16 protein-coding genes are annotated in these 21,083 nt (G+C 65.6%); 8 read left to right on the top strand and 8 right to left on the bottom strand.

From position 1 onward, the window contains the following. The 8 genes from manD to A0J57_RS03825 all read left to right on the top strand — a co-directional run bounded on the left by manD (position 1) and on the right by A0J57_RS03825 (position 12,927). Positions 1 to 1,212, top strand: a complete 1,212-nt coding sequence (manD, locus tag A0J57_RS03860; protein ID WP_025546910.1) for a D-mannonate dehydratase ManD — start codon at positions 1 to 3, stop codon at positions 1,210 to 1,212. Positions 1,213 to 1,340: 128 nt separating this feature from the next. Next, entirely contained in the window at positions 1,341 to 2,618 is a 1,278-nt protein-coding gene (locus tag A0J57_RS03855; RefSeq protein WP_061933944.1) for an MFS transporter, read from the top strand. Next, positions 2,615 to 4,027: a glucuronate isomerase gene (uxaC, locus tag A0J57_RS03850; protein WP_061933942.1), complete on the top strand. Its 1,413-nt coding sequence runs from the start codon at positions 2,615 to 2,617 to the stop codon at positions 4,025 to 4,027. The genes A0J57_RS03855 and uxaC overlap by 4 nt, the downstream gene beginning before the upstream one ends. Further along, positions 4,024 to 5,496: a mannitol dehydrogenase family protein gene (locus tag A0J57_RS03845; RefSeq protein ID WP_061933940.1), complete on the top strand. Its 1,473-nt coding sequence runs from the start codon at positions 4,024 to 4,026 to the stop codon at positions 5,494 to 5,496. The genes uxaC and A0J57_RS03845 overlap by 4 nt, the downstream gene beginning before the upstream one ends. Beyond that, complete coding sequence (locus tag A0J57_RS03840; RefSeq protein WP_061933938.1) at positions 5,493 to 7,130, top strand: DUF5597 domain-containing protein; 1,638 nt, start codon at positions 5,493 to 5,495, stop codon at positions 7,128 to 7,130. The genes A0J57_RS03845 and A0J57_RS03840 overlap by 4 nt, the downstream gene beginning before the upstream one ends. A 113-nt stretch (positions 7,131 to 7,243) precedes the next feature. Next, positions 7,244 to 10,174, top strand: coding sequence for a TonB-dependent receptor (locus A0J57_RS03835; RefSeq protein WP_061933936.1), 2,931 nt, complete (start codon positions 7,244 to 7,246; stop codon positions 10,172 to 10,174). A 70-nt stretch (positions 10,175 to 10,244) separates the two neighbouring features. Continuing rightward, complete coding sequence (locus A0J57_RS03830) at positions 10,245 to 11,480, top strand: SGNH/GDSL hydrolase family protein (RefSeq protein ID WP_061933934.1); 1,236 nt, start codon at positions 10,245 to 10,247, stop codon at positions 11,478 to 11,480. A 151-nt stretch (positions 11,481 to 11,631) separates the two neighbouring features. Beyond that, positions 11,632 to 12,927: a DUF3422 domain-containing protein gene (locus tag A0J57_RS03825; RefSeq protein WP_061933932.1), complete on the top strand. Its 1,296-nt coding sequence runs from the start codon at positions 11,632 to 11,634 to the stop codon at positions 12,925 to 12,927. Between the two features lie 204 nt (positions 12,928 to 13,131). Here A0J57_RS03825 and A0J57_RS03820 read toward each other — a convergent pair whose 3' ends face one another. The 8 genes from A0J57_RS03820 to A0J57_RS03785 all read right to left on the bottom strand — a co-directional run bounded on the left by A0J57_RS03820 (position 13,132) and on the right by A0J57_RS03785 (position 20,979). After that, complete coding sequence (locus tag A0J57_RS03820) at positions 13,132 to 13,554, bottom strand: cytochrome c family protein (RefSeq protein ID WP_082718569.1); 423 nt, start codon at positions 13,552 to 13,554, stop codon at positions 13,132 to 13,134. Between the two features lie 87 nt (positions 13,555 to 13,641). Next, positions 13,642 to 13,965, bottom strand: coding sequence for a hypothetical protein (locus A0J57_RS03815; protein WP_061933930.1), 324 nt, complete (start codon positions 13,963 to 13,965; stop codon positions 13,642 to 13,644). Then, the gene (locus tag A0J57_RS03810; protein ID WP_048575588.1) at positions 13,962 to 14,579 is read right to left on the bottom strand and encodes a cytochrome c oxidase subunit III; all 618 of its coding nucleotides are present in this window, start codon (positions 14,577 to 14,579) and stop codon (positions 13,962 to 13,964) included. The genes A0J57_RS03815 and A0J57_RS03810 overlap by 4 nt, the downstream gene beginning before the upstream one ends. Further along, the gene (locus A0J57_RS03805; protein WP_061933928.1) at positions 14,576 to 16,468 is read right to left on the bottom strand and encodes a cbb3-type cytochrome c oxidase subunit I; all 1,893 of its coding nucleotides are present in this window, start codon (positions 16,466 to 16,468) and stop codon (positions 14,576 to 14,578) included. The genes A0J57_RS03810 and A0J57_RS03805 overlap by 4 nt, the downstream gene beginning before the upstream one ends. After that, positions 16,465 to 17,466 carry a cytochrome c oxidase subunit II gene (gene coxB / locus A0J57_RS03800; RefSeq protein WP_201030920.1) on the bottom strand — a complete coding sequence of 334 codons (1,002 nt, stop codon included), beginning with the start codon at positions 17,464 to 17,466 and terminating at the stop codon, positions 16,465 to 16,467. Before coxB ends, A0J57_RS03805 begins: the two co-directional genes overlap by 4 nt. After that, complete coding sequence (locus tag A0J57_RS03795; RefSeq protein ID WP_153017801.1) at positions 17,448 to 17,873, bottom strand: cytochrome c; 426 nt, start codon at positions 17,871 to 17,873, stop codon at positions 17,448 to 17,450. The genes coxB and A0J57_RS03795 overlap by 19 nt, the downstream gene beginning before the upstream one ends. 28 nt (positions 17,874 to 17,901) lie before the next feature. Beyond that, the gene (locus tag A0J57_RS03790; protein ID WP_061933922.1) at positions 17,902 to 20,178 is read right to left on the bottom strand and encodes an FdhF/YdeP family oxidoreductase; all 2,277 of its coding nucleotides are present in this window, start codon (positions 20,176 to 20,178) and stop codon (positions 17,902 to 17,904) included. 183 nt (positions 20,179 to 20,361) lie between these two features. After that, the gene (locus A0J57_RS03785) at positions 20,362 to 20,979 is read right to left on the bottom strand and encodes a YbhB/YbcL family Raf kinase inhibitor-like protein (RefSeq protein WP_061933920.1); all 618 of its coding nucleotides are present in this window, start codon (positions 20,977 to 20,979) and stop codon (positions 20,362 to 20,364) included. Positions 20,980 to 21,083 lie beyond the last annotated feature (104 nt).

The following is a 21,083-nucleotide window of genomic DNA, read 5'->3' as shown; positions in this document are numbered from 1 at the left end:
ATGCCCAAGATCATCGATGCCAAGGTCATCGTCACCTGCCCCGGCCGCAATTTCGTCACGCTCAAGATCATCACCGATGAGGGCGTCCATGGCGTGGGCGATGCGACGCTCAACGGCCGCGAATTGGCGGTGGGGAGCTATCTGGCCGACCATGTCGTTCCCTGTCTGATCGGGCGGGACGCGCACCGGATCGAGGACATCTGGCAATATCTCTACAAGGGCGCCTATTGGCGGCGCGGTCCCGTCACCATGACCGCCATTGCCGCGGTCGACATGGCGCTGTGGGACATCAAGGGCAAGATTGCGGGCCTGCCCGTCTATCAGCTCCTGGGCGGGGCCAGCCGGGAGGGGGTGATGGTCTATGGTCACGCCAACGGCACGACCATAGAGGATACGATCAACGCCGCGCTGGAATATCGGGCGCAGGGTTACAAGGCGATCCGCCTGCAATGCGGCGTGCCGGGCATGGCGTCGACCTATGGCGTGTCGAAGGACAAATATTTCTACGAACCCGCCGATGCCGACCTGCCGACCGAAAATGTCTGGAACACGTCCAAATATCTTCGCGTCGTTCCCGAACTCTTCAAGGCCGCCCGCGAAGCGCTGGGCTGGGACGTGCATCTGCTGCACGACATCCATCACCGCCTGACCCCCATAGAGGCCGGACGTCTGGGCCGGGACCTGGAGCCATATCGCCCCTTCTGGCTGGAGGATGCGACGCCGGCGGAAAATCAGGAGGCGTTCAGGCTGATCCGCCAGCACACCACCGCGCCGCTGGCGGTGGGGGAGATCTTCAATTCGATCTGGGACGCGAAGGACCTGATCCAGAACCAGCTGATCGATTATATCCGCGCGACCGTGGTGCATGCGGGCGGGATCACCCATCTGCGACGGATCGCCGCGCTGGCCGATCTCTATCAGGTCCGCACAGGCTGCCATGGCGCGACCGACCTGTCGCCGGTCTGCATGGCCGCCGCGCTGCATTTCGACCTTAGCGTGCCCAATTTCGGCATTCAGGAATATATGCGGCACACGCCCGAGACCGACGCGGTCTTCCCCCATGCCTACACTTTCTCCGACGGCATGATGCATCCGGGCGAGGCGCCGGGCCTGGGCGTCGACATCGACGAGCAACTGGCCGCCGGATATGAATATAAGCGCGCCTTCCTGCCGGTGAACCGGCTGGAAGACGGCACGATGTTCAGTTGGTGATCCGTGCCTGCCCCTCCTTCTCCGTCAGCCCCGCGCGGGCGGGTATCCCTCTCCCGGCCTTGCGGCTGGATATGGGGCGCGAACCGGATCGCCGCCTGCGCGGGGATGACGGATCATAGGGACCGACCATGACCCGATCCATCCCCAAACCCTCCGGCAAGGTCCGCTGGATCGTCTGCGCCCTGCTGTTCGCGGCGGTGGTGCTGAGCTATGTCGACCGGCTGGTCCTGCCGACGCTCAAGCCCGATCTCCAGGCCCGCTACGGCTGGAGCGAGAGCGGCTATGCCGACCTCGCCATCTGGTTCCAGGCGGGCTACGGCATCGCCTATGTCTTCTTCGGGCGGCTGATCGACCGGATCGGGGCGCGGGCGGGCTATGCGCTGGCGGTGGGATTGTGGACCGCCGGCCACGTCATGCACATCTTCTTCACCTCGACGGCGGGGATGCTGCTTGCGCGCATTCCGCTCGCCATCGGGGAGGCGGGAACCTTCCCCGCCGCCATCGCCGCGACCAATGAGTGGTTCCCCAGGAAGGAGCGCGCCTTCGCCATCGGCATCTTCAATGCCGGGTCCAATGTCGGCGCGATCCTGACGCCGCTGATCGTGCCCGTCATCGCCGTCACCATGGGCTGGCGCTGGGCCTTCATCCTGACCGGCCTGCTGACGGTGGTCTGGCTGGCGGCATGGATCGGCTTCTATCGCCGCCCGCGGGAGAAGAAGACCCTCTCGCAGGAAGAACTCGCCTGGATCGAAGCCGACCCGCAGGAGCCGCAGCGCCCGGTCAAATGGCGCGCCCTGTTCCGCCATCGCCAGACCTGGGCCTATATCGCCGCGCGTTTCCTGATCGATCCGGTGTGGTGGACCTTCCTCTTCTGGCTGCCGGACTTCTTCAACAAGCAATATGGCGTCAAGATGCTGGACTTCGGTCCGCCGCTGATCGCCGTCTATCTGCTGGCGGACGTGGGGTCCGTCACCGGCGGCTGGCTGTCGTCGCGACTGATGGGCCGGGGCATGAGCATCAACCGCGCCCGCAAGACGGCCATGTTCTGCGCCGCGCTCTGCGCCCTGCCCATCGCCTTCGCCGCGCAGGCGCCGGGCCTGTGGGTGGCGGTCGGGCTGATCGGCCTTGCCTGCGCCGGGCACCAGGGATTTTCCGCCAATGTCTATGCGCTGCCGGGCGACCTCTTTCCCCGCTGGATGGCGGGATCGGTCGTCGGCCTTGGCGGGCTGTCGGGCGCCATCGGCGGCATGCTGATGGCGAAGTTCGCCGGCATGATCCTGGAAAGCGTCGGCAGCTTCCAGCCGATCTTCATCGTCGCGGCCTGCGCCTATCTGATCGCGCTGCTGGTCGTCCACCTCATCGTGCCGCGCTACGCGCCCGTCACCCTTTCGGAATCCCGTTCATGAAGCCGCTGAAGCTCCACCCCGACCGCCTTTTCCCTGCCGAACCGCGCACCCGCGACATCGCCCGCGCGCTCCATGCCACCGTCAGGGACCTGCCCATCGTCAGCCCGCATGGGCATACCGATCCGCGCTGGTTCGCCTATGACGATCCCTTCGCCAACCCGTCCGAACTGCTGATCGTCCCGGATCACTATGTGTTCCGCATGCTGATGAGCCAGGGCGTGAAGCTGGAGGAGCTGGGCGTTCCGACCAAGGATGGCAGCCCCACGGAAACCGATCCCCGCGCCATCTGGCACAGGTTCGCCGCCCATTATCGCCTGTTCCGCGGCACGCCGTCCCGCATGTGGCTCGACTGGGTCTTCGCAGAAGCCTTCGGCATCGATGTCCGGCTGGAGGCGGAGACTGCCGACCATTATTACGACATCATCGACGCCGCGCTGAAGACGCCCGGCTTCCGTCCCCGCGCCCTGTTCGAGCGTTATGATATAGAGGTCATCGCGACCACGGAAGGGCCGCTGGACCCGCTCGACCATCATCGGGCGATCCGGGCGTCCGGCTGGGGCGGCAGGGTGATCACCGCCTATCGGCCGGACCCGGTGATGGACCCGGCGGTGCGCGGCTTTGCCGACAATGTCCGCGCCTTCTGCGCCATGGCGGGGGAGGATGTGGGCAGCTTCGCCGGCTATCTGCGCGCCCATGAAAGGCGTCGCGCAGACTTCCGCGCCGCCGGGGCGACCTCCACCGATCATGGCCACCCCACCGCCTTCACCGCGCACCTCGGAAGGGCGGAGATCGAGGCGCTTTATGCCAGCGTCATGTCCGGTCCCGTCAGCGACCGCGACGCCGAATTGTTCCGTGGCCATATGCTGGTGGAAATGGCGCGCATGTCGATCGAGGACGGCATGGTGATGCAGCTCCATCCCGGCGTGCATCGCAGCCATAATGCAGCCGTGCTGGCGCGTTTCGGCAGGGACAAGGGCGGCGACATTCCGGCGGCCGGAGAGTTCGTCCAGGCGCTCAAGCCCCTGCTCGACCTCTACGGCAATGACCCGCGGCTGACGCTGATCCTCTTCACCCTGGACGAGGATGTTTATTCCCGCGAACTCGCGCCGCTGGCGGGCCATTATCCCGCCCTGAAGCTGGGCCCGCCCTGGTGGTTCCATGACAGTCCGGAAGGAATGCGCCGCTTCCGCGAGCGCGCGACCGAGACGGCGGGCTTCTACAACACGGTCGGCTTCAACGACGACACCCGCGCCTTCCTGTCGATTCCCGCGCGGCACGACATGGCGCGCCGGATGGACTGCGCCTGGCTGGCGCGGCTGGTGGCCGAACACCGGCTGGAAGAAGACGAGGCTTTCGAACTGGCCCGCGCCTTGTCCTACGACCTTGTGAAGCAGGCCTATAAGCTGTGAGGCGACTATGCTCCGCAACGCTCGATACGCTGCCCGCCGATGTGATCCGGCCTGCCTATGATCGCGCCGTGGTGAAGGCCGGCGTCGTCCATCTGGGGATCGGCGCCTTCCACCGCGCGCATCAGGCGGCGGTCTTCGATGATGTGCTGAATGCCGGCGACCTGCGCTGGGGCATCGTCGCCGCGTCCCTGCGCTCGCCGCAGGTGCGCGACCAGATGGCGCCGCAGGACGGCCTCTACACCATGCTGGTGCGCGACGGCGCATCCCGGCGGGCGCGGATCATCGGCGCGGTCCAGCGGGTCATCGTCGCGCCGCAGGAGCCGCAGGCGCTGCTGGACGCCCTGGCGTCGCCCGACACCCATGTCGTGACGCTGACCATCACCGAGAAGGGCTATAAGCTCGACCCCGCTACCGGCGCGCTGATCGAGGGTGATCTGCAACTGGCGGCCGATCTCGCCTCGCTCGCTGCGCCGCAGACGGCGCCGGGCTATCTGGTCGCGGCGCTGGCGACGCGGAAGGCGCAGGGTCTGCCGCCCTTCACGGCGATTTCCTGCGACAATCTGCCGCATAATGGGCAGCGGTTGCGCAATGCCGTGCTGGCGCTGGCGCGCCGCCATGATCCCGTGCTGGCGGAGTGGATCGCGGAAGAAGCGGCCTTCCCGGAGACGATGGTCGACCGCATCGTGCCCGCCACCACGCCGGAGGATGTCGCCGCGCTCGCCGCACGGCTGGACGCGGAAGACCGGGCGATGGTCAAGACCGAACCCTTCATCCAATGGGTAATCGAAGATCGATTTTGCGGCCCGCGTCCGGAATTCGGGGCAGGGGTGCAACTGACGGCGGCCGTCGCCCCGTGGGAGGAGGCGAAGCTGCGCCTGCTGAACGGCGCCCACAGCGGCATCGCCTATCTGGGCGGCCTTGCGGGCATCGACCATGTGCATGACGTGCTGGCGCTTCCCCCGGCACGCGCCTTTGTCGAGGCGCTGTGGGATGAGGCGCAGACGACGCTGTCGCCGCCACCGGAACTCGACATCGCCGCCTATCGTGACGCGTTGATGGCCCGCTTCGACAATCCGACGCTGCGCCATCGCACGCGGCAGATCGCCATGGACGGATCGCAGAAGCTGCCCCAGCGCCTGCTTGCCCCCATCGCCGCGAGGCTGGCGGCGGGGCAGGGGATAGGGGCGCTGTCCCTGGCCGTCGCGGCATGGGTGCGTTGGCAGGCGGGACGGGACGATCTCGGCAAGGCGCATGTCGTCGACGACCCGCTGGCAGGCACGATCGCCGCCCGGCTCGCGGATGCCGACACGCCGGAGGAGCGGGTCGCCGCGATCCTGCGCCTCGACTCCGTGGTTCCGCCCGCATTGGCGGCGAATGCGGCTTTCCGCGTGGCGCTGGCCCGGTGGCTCGCCATCCTCGAAACGCAGGGCGCCTTGGCCGCGCTCGCCACCTTCCAGGAGAAAATATGATGCAATTCGCCAGGATCGGCGCCGCGCTCACCGCCTTCGCGCTGGCCGCCACGGCGCAGGCCGAACCGCCCCGGCTCGTCAGGCAGGGCAGCGCCACCCAACTCAGCGTGCAGGGCAAGCCGATGCTGCTGATCGCGGGCGAGCTGGGCAACAGCAGCGCGTCGAGCGCGGCCTATATGGCGCCGCACTGGAAGCGGCTGAAGGCCATGCACCTCAACACCGTGCTGGCCCCTGTGTCCTGGGAACTGATCGAGCCGGAGGAGGGCAGGTTCGACTTTTCCTCGGTGGACGCGCTGATCCGTGACGCGCGGGCGAATGACCTGAAGCTGGTCATCCTCTGGTTCGGCGCGTGGAAGAACAGCATGTCGACCTACGTCCCCGCCTGGGTGAAGCGCGACCAGAGCCGCTTCCCCCGCGCGCAGCTTCCCAATGGGCAGGGCGTCGAAATCCTTTCCGCCATGGCGCCCGCGACGCTGGAGGCCGACCAGAAGGCCTTTGCCGCGCTGATGGCGCACATCAGGGCCGTGGACGACAGGCAGAATACGGTGCTGATGACCCAGGTGGAAAATGAGATAGGCATGCTGCCGGTCGCCCGCGACTATGGTCCCCTCGCCGATGCCGCTTTCAGGGGGCCGGTGCCCGCTGAACTCATGACCTATTTGCAGCAGCATCGCGACACGCTGGTCCCGCAGATGAAGCGCCTGTGGGAGGAGCAGGGGAACAGGACCGCCGGCACCTGGTCCGAAGTGTTCGGCCCCGGCCATCAGGCGGAGGAAATCTTCACCGCCTGGCATTATGCGCGCTTTGCCGATGCCCTGACCCGCGCGGGCAAGGGCGCCTATCCCATGCCCATGTATGTCAATGTCGCGCTCAACCGCCCCGGTCGCCTGCCGGGCGAATATCCGAGCGGCGGGCCGCTGCCGCACCTGATCGACGTGTGGAAGGCGGGAGCGCCCGCCATCGATTTCCTGGCGCCCGACATTTATTTCCCGAACTTCGTCGACATCGTGAACATCTACAAGCGGCCCGACAATCCGCTGTTCATCCCCGAAGCCAATAATGCCGACCATCCGCAGGTGCCCGGCAATGCCTTCTACGCCATCGGCAAGCTGGACGCGATCGGCTTCGGCCCCTTTTCCATCGAGTCGATCGACGAGAAGCCGGGGGCGCTGGGCGAGGCCTATGGCCTGCTGGAACAGCTCGCCCCCCATATCCTCGCCGCGCAGGGTCTGGGCCGAATGTCGGCTTTCCGGCCGAAATCGCTCTATGACGAAACGCTGGTCTATGAGCCGGTGACGGAGACGATCGGCAATTACCGCTTCACCGTCGCCTTCGCCGACATCCAGAGACCCGTCGCCACTCCTGATACCGTTAACGCAGGCGGCATCGTCATTCAGACCGGGCCGGAGGATTACCTGATCGCCGGGCAGGGCATCACCGTCACCTTCGCCCCGGCGGGATCAGGACCGGGTCTCGCCGGGATCGACAGCGCCTGGGAAGGGCATTTCGACGCGCAGGGCCGCTGGATCGCCGGACGATTGCTGAATGGCGACCAGACCCATCAGGGGCGCCATATCCGGCTGCCCGCCGGCAACTTCCAGATCCAGAAGGTCCGTTTGTACCGTTACCAATAAAGACGCTTCCGGGCTTGACAAAAATAACTCAGGGTTTATCAAAGCCGCACTGATAGCGCTACCAGACAGGCTTACCGGATAGGCGGAAGCTGCGCTCAGGAGGGGATTTTCAAATGGCAGATTCTCACATTCGCTCTTTCCGCATCGCGCTTTGCGCAGCGTCGGCCTTCGGCGCGCTGACGCTGGCCCAGGCGGCGATCGCCCAGGACAGCGCGGCCCAGCCCGCCGCTCAACCCGTCGCCCAGCAGGACGAAGCAGCCGACATCGTCGTGACCGGCATCCGCGGCAGCCTGCAAAGCGCCACCAACGCCAAGAAGAACGCGGTCGCCTTCGGCGACTCCATCTTTGCCGAAGACATCGGCAAGCTGCCCGCCACCAACCTTGCGGAAACGCTGAACCGCATGCCCGGCGTGCGCCTGAACCGCGACATCAGCGGCGAAGGCACGCAGGTCGCGATCCGCGGCCTTGGCCCCAGCTTCACCCGCGTCCTGCTGAACGGCTCTCAGCTTCAGGTCGCGTCGGACGGCGGCACGAACGGCGGCAGCGCCAATCGCGAAGTCGACCTCGACTTCTTCCCGTCCGAACTCTTCACCCGCCTCGACCTTGCCAAGACGCCGTCGCCCTCTACGCTGGAAGGCGGCATTGCGGGCACCGTCAACCTGCGCAACGCCCGTCCCTTCGACAAGCCGGGCACCCATGTCACCGTGGTCGCGCAAGGCCAATATACCGACAGCAATGAAAAGCTGAGCCCACGCGGCGCGATCGTGGCCAGCCATACGACCGACACTTTCGGCATTCTGGTCGGCGTGGCCGGCGTCAAGACCAAGACCCGCATCGATGGCTTCGACACGGTCGGCTGGACCGACGGCAATCTGGGTCCGGTCAATGGCGTCCCCGATCCGGGCGGCAACAACTTCTTCTGGGCTTCGACCGTCCCCGCCAATGCAGGTCACGGCCTTATCCCGGGCCAGCCGGTTGATGTCGTCGCGACCTCCGGCCTGACCCGCAGCCAGCTCAGCACCGCGCTGCTGCCCCGCCTTGGCCGCAATACGCTGACGGTCGGCGACCGTTCGCGCATTTCAGCCCTGGCCTCTCTTGAATGGCGGCCCAGCGATACGCTGCACTTCGCCCTCGACGGCATCTGGGCAAAATCGAAGCGTGACTATTCGCGCATCAACATGAACTGGCAGGTCCGCAACTCCGGCCCCGGCACGGGAGCGCAGGCGACCGGCGGCATGATTCCGATCGATCTCACCGTCGACGACAACGGGGTCGTGACTTCGGGTACCTTCGCCAACTCTTCCTTCTTCCTGGAGGCGAGCGAGTTCAAGCAGACCACCAAGTTCTGGAACATCAATCCCAGCCTGAGCTGGCAGCCGACCGAAACCCTGAAGGTCGACCTCAGCGCCAATTATTCCAAGAGCCGCTTCTTCCGCGAGCAGCCGACCTTCGCGTTCCAGACGCCGCCCAATTCGGGGGTCGACGTCTATTATGACAATCTGCAAGGCTATTATCCGTCGATCACCACCAATGTCGACCTGAACGACCCCAATCTCGGCTGGCAATGGTATCGCCAGAACATCGCGCTGGTTCGCCGCAAGACGGAAACCAAGGGCGCGCATCTGGACGTCATGCTGGGCGACGCCATGTTCAACGTGAAGGTCGGCGCCGCCTATGACCGGGCGACGCGCTCGATCCGCGCCTATGACAACAGCCCGGCCTATCAGCTTTCGGTCTGCGGCACGGGCTGCACCGGCGCCACCGGATCGATCCCCACCAGCGCCATTCCGCAATATCTGATGCCGATGACGGTCGGCAATTTCGGGCATCTGGCAGGCCGGAATATCGGCTATAACGCCTTCATCATGCCTGATTTCGGCGCGATCAAGGATGCGACCGACTATTACAGCTATCGCGACAGCGCGCCGGAAACGCGCGGCGCGGTGACGGGCGGCGCGACCGGAGACATGGATGAAAAGGTCTGGGGCGCCTATTTCGAACTGAATGGCGTCACCACCATCGCGGGCCGCGACCTGCACGTCAATGCCGGCATGCGCTACGCCGCCACCAACCAGCTGGTGGTCGGTCCCAGCCAGGTGGGCACGGCGATCGTCGACATCACCTCGCGGTCGAAATATGATAATTTCCTGCCGTCGATCAACCTGACCTACGACATTGCCGACAATGTGAAACTGCGCGCCTCCGCCTCGCGGACCATGACGCGCCCGGATGCGAGCCAGATCCTGCCGGGCGTGACCTTCACCGATCCCTCGGCTCTGGTGGCGACCGCCGGCAATCCGACGCTGAAGCCCTATACTTCCGACAATTACGATCTGGGCGGCGAAATCTACACCGGCGGCATCGGCTATGTCGGGCTGTCGCTGTTCCAGAAGAATGTCCAGGGCTTTACCGTCACCCAGTCCCAGGATGTCACCTTCGGGTCGCTCAATATTCCCTATGACAGCCTGATCGCGACCCAGCAGCAAGCGCTGACCAACCGCGCGGCATCGACCGGCGTGGCGATCAACGACCTGATCGTTTCGGTGAACCGGCCGATCAACCTCAGCGACCTCAAGATCAGGGGGATCGAGGCAACCTGGGTGCAGCCGCTCGACTTCCTGGTGAAGGGCCTTGGCTTCTCGGCCAACGGCACCTACCTCAAGCAGTCGTCGAAGCTGATGCCGGGTCAGGCGACCAGGCTGGTTGCGACCGGCGTTTCCAAATGGTCGTACAATCTCCAGGGCTTCTATGAGAATAACGGCCTCTCGGTCAGCCTGAACTATGTCTGGAACGACAAGTCGATCGCGGTCAACGCGCCGCAGAACGGCATTACCGGTGCCGCCCTGCGCAATGATGCCCGCGGCCAGCTTGATCTGTCCGCCGGTTATCAACTGCCTTTCCTCAACAAGGCGATGCGCCTGACGCTGGATGTGCTCAACATCACCAACGAACCGATCCGCACCACCTTCGAATATGATAATGCACCCTATTCGATCTACTATCCGGGCCGAACGGTGCTGGCGGGCATCCGCGCGAATTTCTGATCCTCCCCCAAGGAGCCTGGGGCCGGTTGCAAGACCGGCCCCTTTCTTTCGTTCTGACGAGGACAAGCCCATGCGGTTGACCTTTGCGGCTTTTCTGTTCCCGCTCGCGGCCTGCATCGCGGGCCCGGCTCTGGCGGCGCCATGCGCAGGGCGTTGGACTGCGGCCTGGGCCTCTGCCCAGATGGCGCCCACCGGGGACAATGCGCTGGCGCCGGGCATGCTGGCGGACAGCAGCCTGCGGCAGATCGTCCGGCCCTCCATGGCGGGGGACCGGCTGCGGGTGCGCCTGTCCAATCTGATGGGCGCCGCGCCGCTGCACATAAGGGGCGCCAGCATCGCGCGCGCGCTGCGGGCCGGATCGCCGGCCATCGATGCGAAGACCCTCCTTCCGCTCCGCTTCGACGGGCGCAGCGATGTGACGATCCCGGCCGGCGCGGATTATCTGTCCGATCCGGTGGCGCTGCCGGTCCGCGCCTTTGACGATCTGGCGATCAGCATCGCCTTTGGGGAGGAGCCTTCGGGCCAGACCTCCCACCCCGGATCGCGGGCGACCTCCTGGCTGCTCAAGGGCGATCATCTGACCGACCCTGCCATGGCGGGGGCGCAGGCGGTGGAGCACTGGTTCTCGCTGGCCGCGCTGGAGGTGGAGCGCTGCACGGCGGCGGAGCTGATCGTCGCGCTGGGCGATTCCATCACCGACGGAAGGGGGTCGACCACGAACGGCAATGACCGCTGGACCGACAATCTCGCCCGGCGGCTTCAGGCCGATCCAGCGACGCGGCATCTGGCGGTCGTCAACCAGGGCATAGGCGGCAACCGCCTGTTGAACGACGGCCTTGGCCCCAACGCGCTTGCCCGGCTCGACCGCGATGTGCTGGCGCAGCCGGGCGTGCGCTACCTGATCCTGCTGGAGGGGATCAACGACATCGGCACGCTGACGCGCGAAGCGCCGGTCAGCGATGCCGAACATGCCCGGCTGGTATCGCGCATCATCGGGTCCTATCGCCAGATCGTCATGCGGGCGCGGGCCCGGGGCATCAAGGTGATCGGCGGAACCATATTGCCCTTCATGGGCAACGACTATTATCATCCCGACGCCCGCAACGAAGCCGACCGGCAGGCCGTCAACCGCTGGATTCGCGAACCGGGGAATTTCGACGGCGTGATCGATTTCGACCGGGCGGTGCGCGATCCCGCTCGCCCCGACCGCCTGCTTCCCCGCCACGATGTCGGGGATGCGCTGCATCCTTCGCCCGAAGGCTATCGCGCCATGGCCCGGGCGATCCCGCTCGATCTGTTCAGATAGCGGGGGTCGGGCGAGGCTGTCCGTCCCGCCCATCTGCCCGTCATCCTTTCGGGCAGGGCGGATTGCCAATGGCGATCCAGCCGCATTATGAATCGACAAGGACGATATTGTCGGACTTAATAGCGCAAGCCTGCCAAGGAAGAACCGGCCCATGGACGACATGACCAGCACCCCGGCCGATCCCTTTGCGGGGCTGGGTCAGCGCGACCATCCGCTGCGGGCGTCCCTCTCGCGGGAAATGCATATTCGCGGCCTGCCCCGTTTCGATGCGCCGGCCCTCGCGCTGCAATTCGTGCTGCTGGTCGACGAGCAGCAGGCCGAGCAGGGCATCGCCCTGCTGTCCCACCGCTTTCCCGCCCTCAAGGCCGGCGACCGCTTCCTTGCCGCGCGGATCTGCGACCTCCATTTCTCCTGGGAGCGTCATACCGAATTCATGACCTACAGCTTCCTCGCGCCGGTCGAGGGCGCGACGCTGTTCGACCTCGCGCCATTTGGCGACGTGCCCGCATGGATGGCGGACATGCCGGGCCGGGTGATCCGCTCCACCCAGATCGCCATGGTCATGGACGAACCGCCCTCCGCGGCGATCGCCGCGCATTTCGCGACCGACGACCTCATCATATCCGACGTTGCGGACGGCCATGCCCGCATCTGGAGCGACTTCCGCCTGCATGCCGACGGCTTCGGCCGGCTGCTCATCCACGACAAGGGTTTGCAAGGCGGCGAAAGCTCGCAACTGGTCCAGCGGCTCCAGGAACTGGGCAATTACCGCAAGATCGCCTTGCTCGGCCTGCCCGAGGCGCAACAGGCGACCCCCTTGCTCACCGCGCTCGAACAGCGGCTGACCGCGATCACGAGCCGCGTCGCGCAGAAGGATGCGGATGCCGATCAGGTGCTGGAGCAACTGTCCGCCTTGAGCGCGGAGCTGGCCGGGATCGTGGCGCGCACCCGCTACCGCATGAGCGCGACGCAGGCCTATGCGGAAATCTGCCGCGACCGCATTCGCCGCCTCGCCGTCGCGCCGGTGCGGGGCTACCGCTCGCTCGACGATTTCACCGAGCGGCGCCTGCTGCCGGCCATGCGCACCTGCGATGCCTTCACCCGCCGGCTGGAGGATCTGGCGCAGCGGACCGCCTGGACCAGCGCCCTGCTGCGCACGCGGGTCGACACCGCCCTTGCCCGCCGCAACCGCGACCTGCTGGCGTCCATGGACCGCCGGACCGCGCTGCAATTGCGGCTCCAGCATACGGTGGAAGGGCTGTCGGTGGTGGCCATCAGCTATTATGCCCTTGGCCTTTGGCACCATCTGAAGGAAGCGCTGGAGCTTCAGGGATGGCATCTGCCCGCCTGGATCGATGTCGCGCTGTTCCCGGTGACGATCATCACGGTCTTCCTGGGGATCGGCCAGATCAGAAAGGTGAAGCGTCCATCCGGCGACGCGCATTAGGACCGATCTACATTCAGGCTCATGGCGGCCTGCAAATGGTTGAATCGAGTCACCTGCCCAGCTTCCATTCCCGTGCTTCCGGTGCTCGCTTACTTTGAATATGCTGCGCTCCGGGTCACGGAAAACTGCCATTTTCGGCCCACCCTGAACTGAATCGGCCCCAGGATTCGGCTTGGTGGAACCCTGTTTGTGCCATGCCTCCCCTCAGTTCCGGGCATAGAGATAGGCGGCGATGTCGCGTGCCTGACGCTCCGACAGGCCCTGTTCGGGCATGCCGCTTCCGGGCCGCAGCGCCTGCGGATGCATCAGCCATCGCACCATCGTCTCCGGATCGTTGGGGAGCGAACCGGCCAGGCTTGCGCGTTGGCCGACATGGGTCAGGTCCGGCCCCACCATGCCGTTCGCGCCGTCGATGCCGCGAATGACATGGCAGGCGCCGCAGCCATGGCGATAAAGGGCTGCCCGGCCCCTTTCCGAATGTCCGCCGGTCATGGCGTCGGCGCGGGTTTCATCGGCTGCCCTGGTTTCCAGATAGATCGCGCCGCCCGCCACAAGCGTGACGCAGATCGCGAGCAGAAGGATCGCTGCCAGCCAGACGAGGCTTGAGGGGACGGGGCGGCTAGCCATGGGCAGGCCTCGGCACTTTGCGGGTGAAGCGCATCGTTGCGCCGGCATGGACGAGACAGCCCGGCGCCGCCGCTGGAAGGATCACGCCTATCCGACGCATGGCGGCACGATCAGCAATGCGAGGGTCTGGAAGGCGCTCGCCAGCGCGAATATGCCCGCGACGGCGATGGCGAGTCTCGCCAGCCAGGGATGGGAAAGGGGGCCATGCGACCCTGTCAGGGGCCAGGCGATGCGCGCCGCCAAGGCGCAAAGGGCGATGCTGACCACCCCCCAAGCAAGGCCGATCCGCCATCGCCCGCAATCGGCATGGAGCAGTGCTGAAAGGCCCTGTTCGAACAGGAACCAGGTCATCGGCGGCAGCAGCAGGCCGATCCAGGCCCGCGCCCGGATGCTGAGGCGGCTGGGCGTCATAGCGCCCTCGGCGCCCAGTAGATGAGGGCATAGACGGGCAGCCAGCATAGGATCACGAAGGTCCAATAATTGGAATTGTCCTCCACATCCGCGAACTGATCGTCTCCGACCTCATGGGTGAAAAGCCAGACGCCCAGCACCACCGTGTCGAACCAGTCGGTGACGACATGGGTGGTGTGGAGGATGAGGAGCGTCCAGACGATCGATCCATAGGCATCCTGATGCCAGGATATGCCGAGATGCGCGAACTCGAACGCGCGGGGTATGAAGAGCAAGGCTGCGATGACCGCCATCGCCAGCGTACCCCAGCGCACGCCGCCCAGATGCTTCTTCCTGGCGCAGCGCAACACCCAGACATTGGGCACCGCGCTCAGCAGCAGGCCGATGGTGAAGATCGCGCTCCACAAAAGTCCGGGCAAGGCGTCGCCCTTGGGCGGCCAGGCAGGGGCCTGGGTCATAAGGTAGAGATAGGCCGCGGCGGCGAGCGCGAAGCCGGTCCCCTCTATGACCATGAAGCCGATATTGCCCCACCAGACCAGATGGCGCGGGCCCGATGCGCTTTCCGGCAGGGTGGAAAGATCGCCGACGATCCGGATGGACCGGGAAGGACTCATGCATTCACCCCCAATGGTCCCGATCGGGAGCGGGGCCGGCTGGGCCAGAACCATCCCGTCAGGGTGGCGGCGACCGGGGCCGCGCCGACGACAATGGCCCAAGGCGTGAAGATGCTGCCGATAAACATGGCGGAGACCGCGAGCGCCGCCAGCAGCGGCCAGATCGACGGCGCGGCGCTCTTCTGCCTGTAGAGGGGAATGGCGTCGGTCACGGACGTCACCAGCACTTCGCGCCGGTCCGGGCGAAGGCCGTCCATGACGTCGAGCCGCCCGGCATCGTCCCACATCGGGGTCAGGCCGTGCACCACGGGCACATGCGCCATGTTGTACGGCGGCGGCGGGGAGGGGGACGCCCATTCCAGCGTCGATCCGCCCCATGGGTCGTCGCCCGCCGGCTGGCCGCGCCAATAGGCCCATAGCGCATTGCCCACGAAGACGAGCCCGCCCGCCACGGCGATGGCGCTGCCAGCGGTCGCGACCTGGTTCAGCGTTTCCCAGCCCATGCCGGGCGGATAGGTATAGACGCGACGGGGCATTCCCATCAGGCCCAGGAAATGCATCGGCATGAAGCCCAGGTTGAAGCCGCCGACGATCAGGACGAAGGCGACCTTTCCCCAGCGTTCCGACATCAGCCGCCCGGTCGCCTTGGGGTACCAATAGGCAAAGGCCCCCAAAAGCGGGAAGATCGCCCCGCCGATCAGCACATAATGAAGATGCGCCACCACGAAATAGGTGTCGGTGAGTTGCAGGTCGAGAGCGGCCGACGCGGTCATCACGCCTGAAAGGCCGCCGATGACGAAGGTCGCGACGAAGCCCAGAATCCACAGCATCGGCGTCGCAAGACGGATTCTGCCGAGCCAGATCGTTGCGATCCAGCAGAAGATCTGCAATCCGGCGGGCAGCGCGATCGCCATGCTGGCAGCGGTGTAGAAATCATTGCCCAGGCGGGGCAGGCCGACGGCGAACATATGGTGCACCCACAGGCCGAAGGCCAGCGCGCCGATGGAGATCATGGAGAGGACGAGGGCGGCATGGCCGAACAGCGTCCGCCGCGAAAAGGTCTCGACGATGGAGGATATGAACCCGGTGGCGGGCACGAAGATGATATAGACTTCCGGATGCCCGAAGAACCAGAAGAGATGCTGGAACAGAAGCGTGTCGCCGCCCCCGGCGGGCGAGAAGAAATGGGTCGAGACGAGCCGGTCGGCGATCAGCATGGAGGTGACGAGCATGACCGCCGGCATGGACAGGATCGTCATGATCGATGCGATCAGCATGGCCCAGAGGAATACCGGCATGCGGGCCAGCGTCATGCCCGGGGGCCGCATCTTGAGGATGGTCGCCGCGACATTGACCGAGGCGGCAAGCGCGGCAACCTCCGTGAAGGTGATCATCTGCGCCCAGATGTCGGCGCGATGCCCCGGGCTGTAGGATGGACCCGAGAGCGGGGGATATTCGAACCAGCCAAGGTCGGGCGTGATGTCGATCGCATGGGCGATCCACAGGGTCAGGACGCCGCCGAAATAGAGCCAGAAGCTGAAGGCGCCAAGGCGCGGGAAAGCCATGTTGCGCGTGCCGAGCATCAGCGGCACCAGCCAGAAGGCCATGGCCTCCATCAATGGCACGGACACCAGGAACAACATGGTCGAACCGTGCAGCGAAAAGCTTTCACTGTAGAGCTGCGGGCTCATGCGGGTGTTTTCGGCGACCGACAGCTGCCATCGCATGTCGAGCGCGAGCATGCCGGCCAGGAACATGAGGAACAGCGCCGTGACGATGTAGCGCGCGGCGATGCGCTTGTGATCGACCGTGGTCAGGAAACCCCACAGGCCCGGCGGGTCGCGCCACCTTTCGTCCAGCCGTTCGATCAGGGTCGCGTCGGCGGTCATCTGAGCCTCGCCAGATAGGCGGCGAGCGCATCGGCATCTACAGGCAGCAGCGGCACGGCCGGCATCGACGTACCGGGCTTCAACGCCTGGGGCTGCGTGATCCAGCCTTGCAGCGCGCCCCGCGTCATGGGCAGCGTGCCGGCGGCGATGGACCTTCGCGCGGCGACATGGGTGAGATCGGGTCCCGCCCGTCCCGTTGCCGATGTGCCCCTGATCCTGTGGCAGGCCGCGCATTTCGTCGCGAAAAGCTGGGCTCCGCGCCCTGTGGCGGGCGCGCCGGATGCCGCCGGGGCTGCCTGCGTCTTCAGCCAGAGGTCGAAGTCGGCAGGCGCTTCCACCTTCACATCGAAGGCCATATGGGCATGTTGCGCGCCGCAAAATTCCGTGCAGGCCCCGCGAAACCAGCCCGTTCGACGCGGCGTCAGGTCGAGAAGGTTGCGACGGCCGGGAATCATGTCGATCTTTCCGGAGACGTTCGGCACCCAGAAACTGTGAATGACATCTCCCGACGCAAGCTCGACCCGTGTCGTGCGGCCCAGCGGCAAATGGAGTTCGTTGGCGGTCTCGATCCAGCGCCCGCTCGCCGGATCGCGATATTCGATCCGCCACCACCATTGATGCCCGGTCACGCGCACGGCCATGGCGTCCTGCCCGCGGGTTGCGAACAGGGCGCGGTCAGCGAAGAAGCTGGCGGTGATGAGGATGGTGAGCCCGACGACGATGATCCCCGCCGCGACATGGAGGGCGCGGTCCACCTGCTTTTCAGCGCGTCCTTCATTCTTTCGGCGGTGCGAGCGGGCGCGCATGACGCCCCAGACGAGCCCGCCCATCACCAGCAGATAGACCAGCCCGCAGACCACCGTCATGACGATCAGGAGCATGTGGAGAGCGGACGCCTGATCCCCTGCCGGCGCGAGCGGCGACTGGACGCCGGTGCAGGCGGACAGGATCAGCATGGCGATGACCGATGTCGATCGTCTCATTGCGGGCCGGACCAAGCCGATTCCTGCGGCTCGCCCTTCTGGTCGAGCAGGAGCCGCCGCCGCTTTTCGGGATAGTGCAGCGGCAGATCGCGGACATAGGCCGTGATCTGCCAAAGCTGCTCGACCGGCACACGTCGGCCATAGGCGCCGCCATGGCCCGTCGCGATCGACCGGTAGACGTCCGCGAAGCCCCCGCCCTGAACCCATTGCCCATCGGACAATCGGGCGCCGCCCTTTGCCTGTTCGCTGTGACAGGGCGAACAGCCATACCAGGCGAAATAGCGGCCGCCCTGTGCGATCTGGTAGAAATTCCCCTGATAGGCGTCGATCCGCGGGTCCGCATTGCCATGCGGCGCCGTCTGCGGCAGGCCGGGGCCGAGGTCGCGCGCTTCCTGGCTGCATCCGCCGAGCAGGATCACCATCAATGCCGCTGCCCCACGCTTCCGCATCTCAGATGACGATGCGGACGGGAACGCCCTTGGCCGCAGGGGTCTTCGACTGTTCGTCGTGGTACCAGAGCGGAACCAGGGGATTCATTTCCGGATAATATGCGCCCAGGCAGCCGCGCGGCAGCAGGAAGGGCGTGACCGCCAGGCCGTCGACCTGACGATGAACGCCATCCCCGGCATCGCTCGCCAGGCTGACGACCTGGCCCTCCCGAAGGCCGGCGGCTCCCATATCCTCAGGGTTCATCAGCACGACGTCACGTGTTCCTTCGATGCCGCGCAGCCGGTCGGAATAGCCGTAGATCGTCGTGTTGAACTGGTCGTTCGACCGCAAGGTCACCAGCCTGTAACGGCCCACCGCCGGTTCGAAGCCGACCGAACTCATCGTCTTGGGAACGGTGAACTGCGCCTTTCCGCTCTCGGTCTTCCAGATCCGCTCCCGCGCCGAATTGCCGCGGTAGAAGCCGCCGGGTGTGAACACCCTGTCGTTGAAATCGTGGAACTGGTCCGGGTAGCTTTCCTCGATCCTGTCCCTGATCCTGGCATAATCCGCCGTCCATGCGTCCCATTCCAGCTTTGGATTGGGGGGAAGCGTCGCCTTCGCCATTCCGGTCACGATCGCCACCTCCGACTTCAGATGGTCGGAGGCGGGCTTGTTCTTGCCCAGCGAGCCGTGGATGCAGGAGAGAGAATCCTCCATCGTCACCGCCTGCGGGCCGGATGCCTGCATGTCTTCCTCGGACCGTCCAAGGCACGGCAGAAGATAGGCGATTTCGCCGTTTATGAGGTGACTGCGGTTGAGCTTGGTCGCGATCTGGACCGTCAGGCGCAGACGCTGCCAGGCCGCCTCCATCTTCTCGCGTTCCGGGATGGCGCGGACGAAATTGCCCCCCAGGCCGATAAAGGCCTTCACCTCTCCCGACAGGATCTTCTCGCACGCCTTCACCGTGTTCATGCCCTCTTCCCGCGGCGGGTCGAAGCCATATTGCCGGGCGATCCTGTCCAGCGGCACCAGTTCCGGCTTTTCGGAAATGCCGACCGTCCGCTGGCCCTGCACGTTCGAATGGCCGCGGACCGGGGATATGCCGGTGCCGTCGCGGCCAATATTGCCCTTGAGCAGCCACAGATTGGTGAGCGCCGCAAGATTTTCGAAGCCATGGACATGCTGGGTCAGGCCCATGCCGTACATGGCGATGGAGCGGGGAGCGTCGATGTAGATCTGCGCCGCCTGCCGGAGGTCGGCGCGGGCAAGGCCGCTCTCGCGCTCGATCTCCTCCCAGCCTGTCGCCTCGACATGGGCCTTGAGCGCTTCGAATCCGGTGCAGTGCTGCTCGATGAAGTCGATGTCGAGGACGTGGCGCTGTTCCTCGCGCCACTTCCTTTCTTCCTCGGCAAGGACATGCTTGATCAGTCCGGTGATGGCGGCAATGTCCCCGCCGGCCTTGACCTGCAGATAGAGCGTCGAGATCTGCGTCGCCTTGGGCGTCAGCATTTCGGTCGGGCTCTGGGGATTTTTGAAGACTTCCAGACCCTTTTCGCGGATCGGGTTGAAGGTCACGATCTTCACCCCGCGTTTCACCGCCTCCTGCAGCGGATGCAGCAGCCGGGGGCTGTTGGAGCCCGTATTCTGCCCGAAGAAGAAGATCGCGTCGCACAGGTCGAAATCGGCCAGCACGCAGGTGCCGACCGGGGAGCCGATGAGCTTCTTGAGCGCGACGGACGTCGTCTCATGGCACATATTGGAACTGTCCGGCAGGTTGTTGTGACCATAGGCCCGGGCGAACAGGGCATAGAGATAGCTTGTTTCCAGGCTGGCCCGCCCCGATGAATAGAAGACGGCGGCGCGGGGATCGATGGCCTTGAGTTCCCTGCCGATCGCCTCGAACGCCTCTTCCCAGGAGCAGGGCACATAGCGGTCGCTCGCCCGATCGAAGCGCATCGGATGGGTGAGCCGCCCAAGCTGCTCAAGGTCGTGGTCCTTCCATGTCCTGAGCTCGCCGACCTTGTGCCTGGCCAGCACTTCGGGCGTGCAGCGGCGGCTGGTCAGTTCCCATAACGTGGCCTTGGCCCCGTTCTCGCAAAATTCGGCGGCATGCGGATGGGCGGGCTTGGTCCAGGCGCAGGACACGCACATGAACCCCTTGACCTTGTTTTGCCGGCGCAGCGTGTTGAGGACGGCCGGCGTCGGCTTCTCGCGCCAGGCGATTTCGGCCATGCCCTTGATCGAGCCCCAGCCGCCTTCCGTGCCGTCATAATGAACGGTGTCGTCTTCATCGCCCATGGCACGACCCTCCTGTCGCTTTTCTATCGGTTTATTACGCAGCGCGAACTAACCTGGGTTGGACGCCGGTCGGGCGAGGCTGATTTGTTTCTGTTTCATGTCCCGAACGGTTTGAGGGCGGAGACGTTCCAAGGATCGGCGTCGGCCGGTTCAGGCGGACGAGGCGCCTGCCTTGTTCCCGGGCTAACCGCGCGCCAGGCCGGGGCCGACATGTCCGACGGGCGCCGGATCGCCGCGGGAATAGGTGCCGACCAGCACGCCCACCCCCAGCACCTGGCCGTCCATCGCCTTGACGATGTCGGACCGGCCGGGCCCCGGCCCCAGATCAATGGACTGTGCCAGGGCGAAGAGCTGGAAAATATAATCATGCTCGCCATGACCCGTCGGCGGGTCCGGCGGAAGCCAGGCCTGGGCAAGATAGCTGTTTCGGCCAACGGAACCGACTGTGGCCTCCTTGCCCTCCGCAATCTCCCCCTCGTCCACCTGGCGGAGATCGCCGGGCAGGTCCCAGAGCAGACCATGGACCAGCGGATTGGGTGTGGGCGCGTCGGGGTCCTCGACGATCAGCGCGATGCTGGCCGTGCCTGCCGGCACCTCACCCCAGACAAGCGGCGGGGATACCCCTTCGCCATCCGCCGTGAAGCGGATCGGCAGCCGGCCGCCGGCAGCGAAAGCCGGGCTGGACAGCGGGATCATGGGCGCCGTTCCCTGCAGCCCGGCCCTGACGATGGCCAGCCTTTCATGGCCGGCGCGGACATTGGTGAAGATCCTGCCCATCCAGGCGGGAATATGTTCGAGCATCGGCTGGCTCCATGGCTCCGGTCATCGACTGAACGGAAAACTTCAGCCGCGTGCAGGACGTTCCATCGCGATGAGTCGCGCCGCGCCATAATCCATAACCTGAG

The organism is Sphingobium sp. 22B (assembly GCF_001580035.1).
In the GTDB taxonomy this organism is placed as follows: Bacteria; Pseudomonadota; Alphaproteobacteria; order Sphingomonadales; family Sphingomonadaceae; genus Sphingobium; species Sphingobium fuliginis.
Note: the sequence above shows the minus strand (reverse complement) of the source record. Positions and strands in the feature narration are given on the sequence as shown.

What these genes read in the sequence shown, in the direction of transcription:
- manD (WP_025546910.1), top strand. Translation starts at nt 1, where the DNA reads ATGCCCAAGATCATCGATGCCAAGGTCATCGTCACCTGCCCCGGCCGC.
- A0J57_RS03855 (WP_061933944.1), top strand. Translation starts at nt 1,341, where the DNA reads ATGACCCGATCCATCCCCAAACCCTCCGGCAAGGTCCGCTGGATCGTC.
- uxaC (WP_061933942.1), top strand. Translation starts at nt 2,615, where the DNA reads ATGAAGCCGCTGAAGCTCCACCCCGACCGCCTTTTCCCTGCCGAACCG.
- A0J57_RS03840 (WP_061933938.1), top strand. Translation starts at nt 5,493, where the DNA reads ATGATGCAATTCGCCAGGATCGGCGCCGCGCTCACCGCCTTCGCGCTG.
- A0J57_RS03835 (WP_061933936.1), top strand. Translation starts at nt 7,244, where the DNA reads ATGGCAGATTCTCACATTCGCTCTTTCCGCATCGCGCTTTGCGCAGCG.
- A0J57_RS03830 (WP_061933934.1), top strand. Translation starts at nt 10,245, where the DNA reads ATGCGGTTGACCTTTGCGGCTTTTCTGTTCCCGCTCGCGGCCTGCATC.
- A0J57_RS03825 (WP_061933932.1), top strand. Translation starts at nt 11,632, where the DNA reads ATGGACGACATGACCAGCACCCCGGCCGATCCCTTTGCGGGGCTGGGT.
- A0J57_RS03820 (WP_082718569.1), bottom strand. Translation starts at nt 13,554, where the DNA reads ATGGCTAGCCGCCCCGTCCCCTCAAGCCTCGTCTGGCTGGCAGCGATC.
- A0J57_RS03815 (WP_061933930.1), bottom strand. Translation starts at nt 13,965, where the DNA reads ATGACGCCCAGCCGCCTCAGCATCCGGGCGCGGGCCTGGATCGGCCTG.
- A0J57_RS03810 (WP_048575588.1), bottom strand. Translation starts at nt 14,579, where the DNA reads ATGAGTCCTTCCCGGTCCATCCGGATCGTCGGCGATCTTTCCACCCTG.
- A0J57_RS03805 (WP_061933928.1), bottom strand. Translation starts at nt 16,468, where the DNA reads ATGACCGCCGACGCGACCCTGATCGAACGGCTGGACGAAAGGTGGCGC.
- A0J57_RS03795 (WP_153017801.1), bottom strand. Translation starts at nt 17,873, where the DNA reads ATGGTGATCCTGCTCGGCGGATGCAGCCAGGAAGCGCGCGACCTCGGC.
- A0J57_RS03790 (WP_061933922.1), bottom strand. Translation starts at nt 20,178, where the DNA reads ATGGGCGATGAAGACGACACCGTTCATTATGACGGCACGGAAGGCGGC.
- A0J57_RS03785 (WP_061933920.1), bottom strand. Translation starts at nt 20,979, where the DNA reads ATGCTCGAACATATTCCCGCCTGGATGGGCAGGATCTTCACCAATGTC.